Source organism: Intrasporangium calvum, from assembly GCF_028446585.1.
In the GTDB taxonomy this organism is placed as follows: domain Bacteria; phylum Actinomycetota; class Actinomycetes; order Actinomycetales; family Dermatophilaceae; genus Intrasporangium; species Intrasporangium calvum_A.
Window position 1 is genome coordinate 21,747 of record NZ_JAPFQL010000060.1, and the last position, 6,492, is coordinate 28,238.

Annotated in this window: 5 protein-coding genes, 1 tRNA gene and 1 other RNA gene; 4 read left to right on the forward strand and 3 right to left on the reverse strand. The window is 71.9% G+C overall.

Annotation, left to right across the window (positions count from 1 at the left end; all coding sequences use genetic code 11):
• Positions 1–8 precede the first annotated feature (8 nt).
• On the forward strand, positions 9–1,232 hold the full coding sequence (locus tag OO014_RS13620) for a GNAT family N-acetyltransferase (RefSeq protein ID WP_272462867.1): 1,224 nt from the start codon (positions 9–11) through the stop codon (positions 1,230–1,232).
• Positions 1,233–1,250: 18 nt separating this feature from the next.
• On the opposite strand, the gene OO014_RS13625 is transcribed toward OO014_RS13620, so the two are convergent.
• Positions 1,251–2,465, reverse strand: a complete 1,215-nt coding sequence (locus tag OO014_RS13625; RefSeq protein ID WP_272462868.1) for an MFS transporter — start codon at positions 2,463–2,465, stop codon at positions 1,251–1,253.
• 72 nt (positions 2,466–2,537) lie between these two features.
• Between OO014_RS13625 and OO014_RS13630 the strand changes: the two genes are divergently transcribed.
• On the forward strand, positions 2,538–3,626 hold the full coding sequence (locus OO014_RS13630; RefSeq protein ID WP_272462869.1) for a substrate-binding domain-containing protein: 1,089 nt from the start codon (positions 2,538–2,540) through the stop codon (positions 3,624–3,626).
• A gap of 32 nt (positions 3,627–3,658) precedes the next feature.
• Here the strand turns inward: OO014_RS13630 and ffs are convergent.
• Positions 3,659–3,755, reverse strand: an RNA gene (gene ffs / locus OO014_RS13635) — signal recognition particle sRNA small type.
• A 24-nt stretch (positions 3,756–3,779) separates the two neighbouring features.
• Complete coding sequence (locus OO014_RS13640) at positions 3,780–5,087, reverse strand: MFS transporter (RefSeq protein ID WP_272462870.1); 1,308 nt, start codon at positions 5,085–5,087, stop codon at positions 3,780–3,782.
• Between the two features lie 79 nt (positions 5,088–5,166).
• On the opposite strand from OO014_RS13640, the gene OO014_RS13645 reads away from it, so the two are divergent.
• Positions 5,167–5,254, forward strand: a tRNA-Ser gene (locus OO014_RS13645).
• Between the two features lie 117 nt (positions 5,255–5,371).
• Positions 5,372–6,379, forward strand: coding sequence for an ornithine carbamoyltransferase (gene argF / locus OO014_RS13650; protein ID WP_272462871.1), 1,008 nt, complete (start codon positions 5,372–5,374; stop codon positions 6,377–6,379).
• Positions 6,380–6,492: the final 113 nt, after the last annotated feature.

Here is a 6,492-nt window from a genome sequence, read left to right on the forward strand (position 1 = left end):
TCCCGTGGGTGAGTGACCTGCGCATCCGAGACGTGACCGAGGCCGACCTGCCCGCCGCCCTGGCCATCCGGGCTCGTTCCTTCGGCCCGCTGGGCGCCGCAGGGCAGGCGTGGTGGGACGGCCTGGCCAAGGAGGTCCTCCCCGGCCGAATGCTCGCAGTCGTCGACGCCAACGACACCATGCTCGCCACGGGGCGCGCGCTCGCCTTCGAGCAGGTCTGGGGTGGCCGGCACCTGCGGATGGGCGGGGTCGCCGGCGTCTACGCGGAGCCGAGCGCCCGGGGACAGGGCGTCGCGTCGCTGCTGATGCGGGGCCTCATCTCGCGCATGGTCGAGCTGGGCGACGTGGTGTCCTGCCTGTTCCCGACCGCTCCGGAGCTCTATCGCGGAGTCGGCTACGAGGTGGGCGGGGTCCAACCGCGCTACTCGTATGCCGCTCACGACGTCCGCGCCCTCCGTTCCCGCAGTGGTGGGTTGCGTCCCAGACCAGCGCGCCCCGAGGACGCGGAGCTCATCCATTCGCTGGCGCGCACCCACCAGCAGCGGCACGCGCTGAGCGGGCCGATGCTGACCAGCGTCGAGAAGTGGCGTGAGTACCTCGAGGACGCCGAGCAGATCCACTACGTGGTCGACGTCGAGGGTGGGCACCGCGGCTTCGTGTCGTACGCGCTCGCCGACGAGGTCCTGACCGTCGAGGAGATCGTCGGCGAGTCACCCGAGGCCACGGCGGCGCTGTGGGCGGTGGTCGGGTCTGGGTCATCGGCCGCGCCGACGGTGCGGGGCTACCTCGACCCGCGGGATCCGGCCCGGCTGCTCCTCGGCAGCGCCCCGCAGGTCGACGTGCGCGAGAACGTCTGGATGCTCCGGGTGCTCGACCTGCCGGGGGCCATGGCGGCTCGGGGCTTCTCGCCCCACGTCACGGCCTCGGTCGAGATCGTGCTGGACGACCCGGTCCCGGCAAACTCGGGCAGCTGGGCGCTGACGGTCGAGTCCGGCACGGGGCGGGCGGTCCCGGCCCCGCGCGAGGCGAGCGACCCGGCGGGAGCGAGCCCGGCGGCATACGGCAGGGGTGAGCCGACGCGGCTGGGACCGCGCGGGCTCGCTGCGCTCTGGTGCGGCTGGACGACGTCGCGGCTGCGACTGGCCGGGCTCGCCACCGGTGGCGGCCCCGAGTCCGACCGGGCCCTCGACGCGATCTTCGCGGGAAGCCCCCACCTCACCGAGTACTTCTGACGAGGCCCCGTTGCGGCGTCAGCGGCGGTCAGGCTCCCGCACCGCGGGCAGGGCCGCGATCGCGACAACCGCCATGGCACCGACGACGAGCAACGAACGCAGCACACCGATGTGGTCGCCGAGGAAGCCGAGCATCGGCGGTCCCGCGATGAACGCGGTGTAGCCGATCGTCGAGACGACGCTCATCCGCGCGGCCGCGCGGCGTGGGTCGTCGGCCGCGGCGCTCATCCCCACGGGGAAGCCGAGGCTGGCGCCGACGCCCCAGACAGCCGCCCCGACGAACGCCAGGACGGGTCCGCCGAAGACGACGAGGAGACTGCCCCCCACCGCAGCGACGAAGAGGACGCGCAGCACCGGGAGCCGGCCGCGCGCGTCCAGGAGCCGGGTGCCGAGGATCCGCCCGGCCGTCATCGCGCTGAGGAAGACGGCGAAGCCGAGCACCCCGGCCCAGCGCGGCAGGTCGTAGCCGTCGGAGAGTGCCACGCCGATCCAGTCGTTCGCCGTGCCCTCGGTGAACGCGGCAGCGAAGACGACGACACCGATGAGCAGGGTCCGCGGCTCGCGCCAGGCGGCGCCGATGCCGGCCTTGGCCGGCCCACTGGCCGTCGGGTCGGCGGTGGGGTCGGCCGTTGGGTCGTCCTCGGCGTCGCGGGGCAGGAACGCCCGGAGGAACCACGGCGTGACGGCGAGGAGCAGGACCACGGTGGCGGCGAAGTGGGCCAGCACCGGCACGTGGAGGTACGAGAGGCCTGCCCCGATCAGCGCCGACACCACGGTGCCTCCGCTGAAGGCCGCGTGGAAGTGCGGCATGATCGACCGCCCGAGCAGCCGCTCGACCGAGGCACCCTCGAGGTTCATCGACACGTCGAAGAGGCCGGTGCCGACGCCGACGAGGAGCAGTCCGGCCATGGTGACGCCGCGGTGGTCGAGCGTCGTCACGGCGAAGCCGGCGGCGACGAGGCCGACACTCTGGACCATGGCCGCGCCCAAGGCGGAGCGAGCGGCCCCGAAGCGGTGGACGAACCAGCCGGACAGCGGCAGGCCGATCACCGCGCCGATCGACAGGGCAAAGAGCGTGAGGCCCAGCTCGCCGGCGGTGAGCCCGAGCTCGTGCTTGATGTCCGGCACCCGCGAGGCGAAGGCGGCGAACCCCGCACCGTTGATGGCGAAGGCCGTGAAGACAGCGGTGCGCGCCGTGCGGACCACGGGGGTCGGCGGTGCGATCGCGGACATGGATGCAGCCTCTCAGGGACGGTGCACTGGTCGAAACGATTCGAGTCGAATCGTTTCGATAGGATGCCGGTCATGCCGCCTCCCCGTCAAGCGAGTCCCGGCGGGGTGCCCCGACCCACCCTGCGCGATGTCGCCGACCGCGCCGGCGTCTCGGTGTCGACGGCTTCCCTCGTCTTCAGCGGCAAGGGCCCGGTCTCCGCGGCGACCGCCGAGCGGGTCCGCAGCGTGGCCGAGGAGATCGGTTTTGCCGGCCCCAACCCGCTCGCCTCCTCGCTCCGGCACGGCCGCGCCGGCGTCGTCGGGGTCGTCGTCGAGGGCCGCGTGCGCGTGGCCTTCCGCGACCCGTTCGCCATCTCCGTCCTCGACGGTCTCGCCGAGGAGCTCGACCGGACCCCGAGTGGCCTGCTGCTCCTCGGCCAACCGGCCGGTGACGACGCGGGGCTCGTGCCGATGGTCTCAGGCCTCGCCCTCGACGCCGTCGTCTTCTCCCTGTGCGGACCGGGGTCCTCACCCCTCGTCGACCACCTCGCCGCGCGCGGCATCCCGATGTTCGGCACCGGCGTGCCGGACGACGACCGCGTCACGCAGGTCCGCATCGACGAGCGGGCCGCCGGCGCCCGGATCGCCCGCCACGTCCAGGATCTCGGCCACCACCGCGTCGCCCACGTCGCCATGTCGATGACAGCGCGCTCGGTCGCCGGACCGATCACCGCAACCGACCTCACCCCCGACGCGTATGTCTCCTCCCGCGGCCGGCTCGAGGGCTTCCGCGACGTCTTCGGCGCGGACGCCGAGGCGATCCAGACCGGCGACGGCTCCTCCGTGGAAGGCGGCATCGTGGCCGGGCGGTCCCTGCTCGACCGCCCACCGGCCCAGCGGCCGACCGCGATCGTCGCCCAGTCCGACGTCATAGCCGCCGGGGTCGTCCTCGCCGCCGAGGAGCTCGGCCTCAGTGTCCCCCGCGACGTCAGCGTCACCGGCTTCGACGGTGTCGAGCTGCCCTGGCTGCCGCAGCGGCTCACCACCATCGACCAGCACGGCCAGGACAAGGGCCGCATCCTCGGCACCCTCGTTCGCGAACGACTCGAGGGCCGACACCCGCGCACCGTCACCCAACCCGTCCACCTCCGCGAGGGCACGACGACCGCGCGACCGAGCTGAGCGGCATACGGCATGGGGTGAGGCGGGGCGGGAACGAGGACACCCCGCGTACCTGGAAGAGCCCTCCTACCCTTGCTGCATTCCTGCCCTGGGGGAGTTCGGAGAGGTACCACCACGCGGGGTGCCGACGGTCAGTGTATGCCGCCGTCCTCCTCAACCTGAAATGCGGGTCTCCGTCGGGGTCGGCTCACCCGCGGGCGGTCGCACACCGTTGACGTGGGCCGGCAGCCGACGCTCGGCCGCGAGCGCCATGAACACGAGCAGGGCGCAGCCGCCGACGAGGAAGCCGATGTAGCCCCAGCCCAGGTCGCGGCCGATGAGGAAGCTCGCGACGACCGGGCCGACGACGAAGGCGACGGAGAACATCAGCGAGCTGAGGGCGTTGTAGCGGCCCCGCAGGTGGTCGGGCGCGAGGTCGTTGACCATCGCGGCGGTGGTCGGCTGGAGCATCGTCTCCCCGAGCCCGAAGATGCCGGTGCAGGCGGCGAGCAGCACGGTCGCAACGATGGTCCCGGGGACGAGTGACGTCGCACCGAGGAGCGACCAGGCAACGGCCCAGGTGCCCGCCATGACCATCGCGACGCGGGTGCGGCGCCGCCCCTCGATCCGCTGCAGCACGAAGAGCTGGAGCACCACGATGACGAGCGTGTTGGCGGCGAAGGCATAGCCGAGGCCCTGGGTCGAGATCTGGCCCTCGGCTCGCGCATAGGCGGGCAGGCCGGCGTTGAGCTGCGGATAGCTGACCAGGGCGGCCACTGCGACGAGGGCGAGCAGCACGCGCAGGTGCGGGTCGCGCAGCAACGCCCGGTAGGAGACGGAGCCGGCCACCGTGTCGACAGGTCGCTCGACCCGGTCCCGGGCCCCCCGCAGCGGGCCGAGCAGGATGACCAGGCCGGGCAGGTAGCTGAGCGCGTCGAGCAGGTAGATGGCGACGAACGTCTCGGGCCGGTCGACGTCGACGAACCGGCCGCCGACGATGCCGCCGATGCCGATGCCGAGGTTGAGCAGCGTGAAGTTGACGCCGAAGTACCGCTGGCGCAGGCCGCTCGGGATGAGGTTGCCGATGAGCGCGCTCGAGGCCGGCCAGACGACACCGAAGCCGTAGCCGAGCAGGATCAGCGCGAACGCCGCCTGGCCCACCGTGGTCGCCCGGGCGAGGAGGACGTCCGCAACGGTGAGGGCGACGAGGCTGCTCGCGTAGACGCGGCGCGGCCCCACGCGGTCGATGAGGGCGCCGACCGGCGCCACGACGGCGATGCCGACGGCCGCCTGCAGCGCGAGGAGCAGGCCCACCGTCTCGAGGGCGATCCCGCGCACCTCGTTGAGGTAGACGACTCCGAACGGCAGGACGAGCCCGGTCCCGATGGACTGGAAGACGACGGTCGAGACGAGCAGCTTGCCGTCGCGCGGCAGGTCATGCCAGAACGACGCCAGGGAGGGGCGAGCGGAGGGTGCGGTCACTCGACCCAGTGTGACGGCCCGCACTGACAGTGGCCCACCGATTTTCGCAACGGTGCCCGCCTCCGGTAGCCTGCCCGACGGAGGATTCGCATAGTGGCCTAGTGCGCACGATTGGAAATCGTGTTGGGATAAAACCCTCGGGGGTTCAAATCCCCCATCCTCCGCCAAAGAGATCGGCCCTCGTCGCGCCCAGCGCGGCGGGGGCCGATCCTTTGTTGGCGGCTCCGAGTCTCAGAACTCGGGGCCCGCTGCACGTGTCCGCCCCGGACTTGCAACGATGGGGCATGACCGTGGCATCCCTCTTCGGCCGGAACGTCCTCAAGGAGACCGACCTCAGCCCCGACGAGTTCCGCGCACTGCTCGACCTCGCGGCCGAGCTCAAGGCGGCCAAGCGCGAGCGACGCGAGGAGCGCCGCCTGACCGGCCGCAACATCGCACTCCTCTTCGAGAAGACCTCGACCCGCACCCGGTGCGCCTTCGAGGTGGCGGCCGCCGACCAGGGTGCGAGCACGACGTACCTCGACCCGGCCGGCTCGCAGATGGGCCACAAGGAGTCGATCAAGGACACGGCCCGCGTCCTCGGCCGCTTCTACGACGGCATCGAGTACCGCGGCGCCGGGCACGACATCGTCGAGACCCTCGGCGCGTGGGCGGGTGTCCCCGTGTGGAACGGCCTGACGGATGACTGGCACCCGACGCAGTCGCTCTGCGATGCCCTGACGATGCGCGAGCACGCCGGGAAGCCGGATGCGGAAATCGCCTTCGCGTATGTCGGCGACGCTCGCTTCAACATGGGCAACTCGCTGCTCGTCATGGGGGCGATGCTCGGGATGGACGTCCGGATCGTCGCGCCACGCTCGCTGTGGCCGTCGGATTCCGTTGTCGCCCAAGCCAGGTCGTATGCCGCTGAGTCAGGTTCCCGGGTCACGCTCACGGAGGACGTGGCTGAGGGAGTCAGGGGCGTCGACTTCGTCCACACCGACGTCTGGGTCTCGATGGGCGAGGCGAAGGAGGTCTGGGCCGAGCGGATCGAGATGCTCGCCCCCTACCAGGTCAACGCCGAGCTCCTTGCGCTCACCGGCAACCCGGAGGTGCGGTTCATGCACTGCCTGCCGGCCTTCCACGACCTGGAGACGAAGGTCGGCCAGGACGTGCACGAGCAGTTCGGGCTCACGGAGCTCGAGGTGACCGATGACGTCTTCGAGTCGGAGGCGTCCATCGTCTTCGACCAGGCGGAGAATCGCATGCACACGATCAAGGCCCTCCTCGTCGCCACCCTCGCGCAGCCCTGAGCCTTCGCGGGCGGCCGGCTGGCGGCGCCACGTTCCCGCACGCGCGGGAAAGGCGTGAGCTCGCAGCACCGGACGGTCCCGACTCTCCCGCACGTACGGGAGAGTCGGGACCG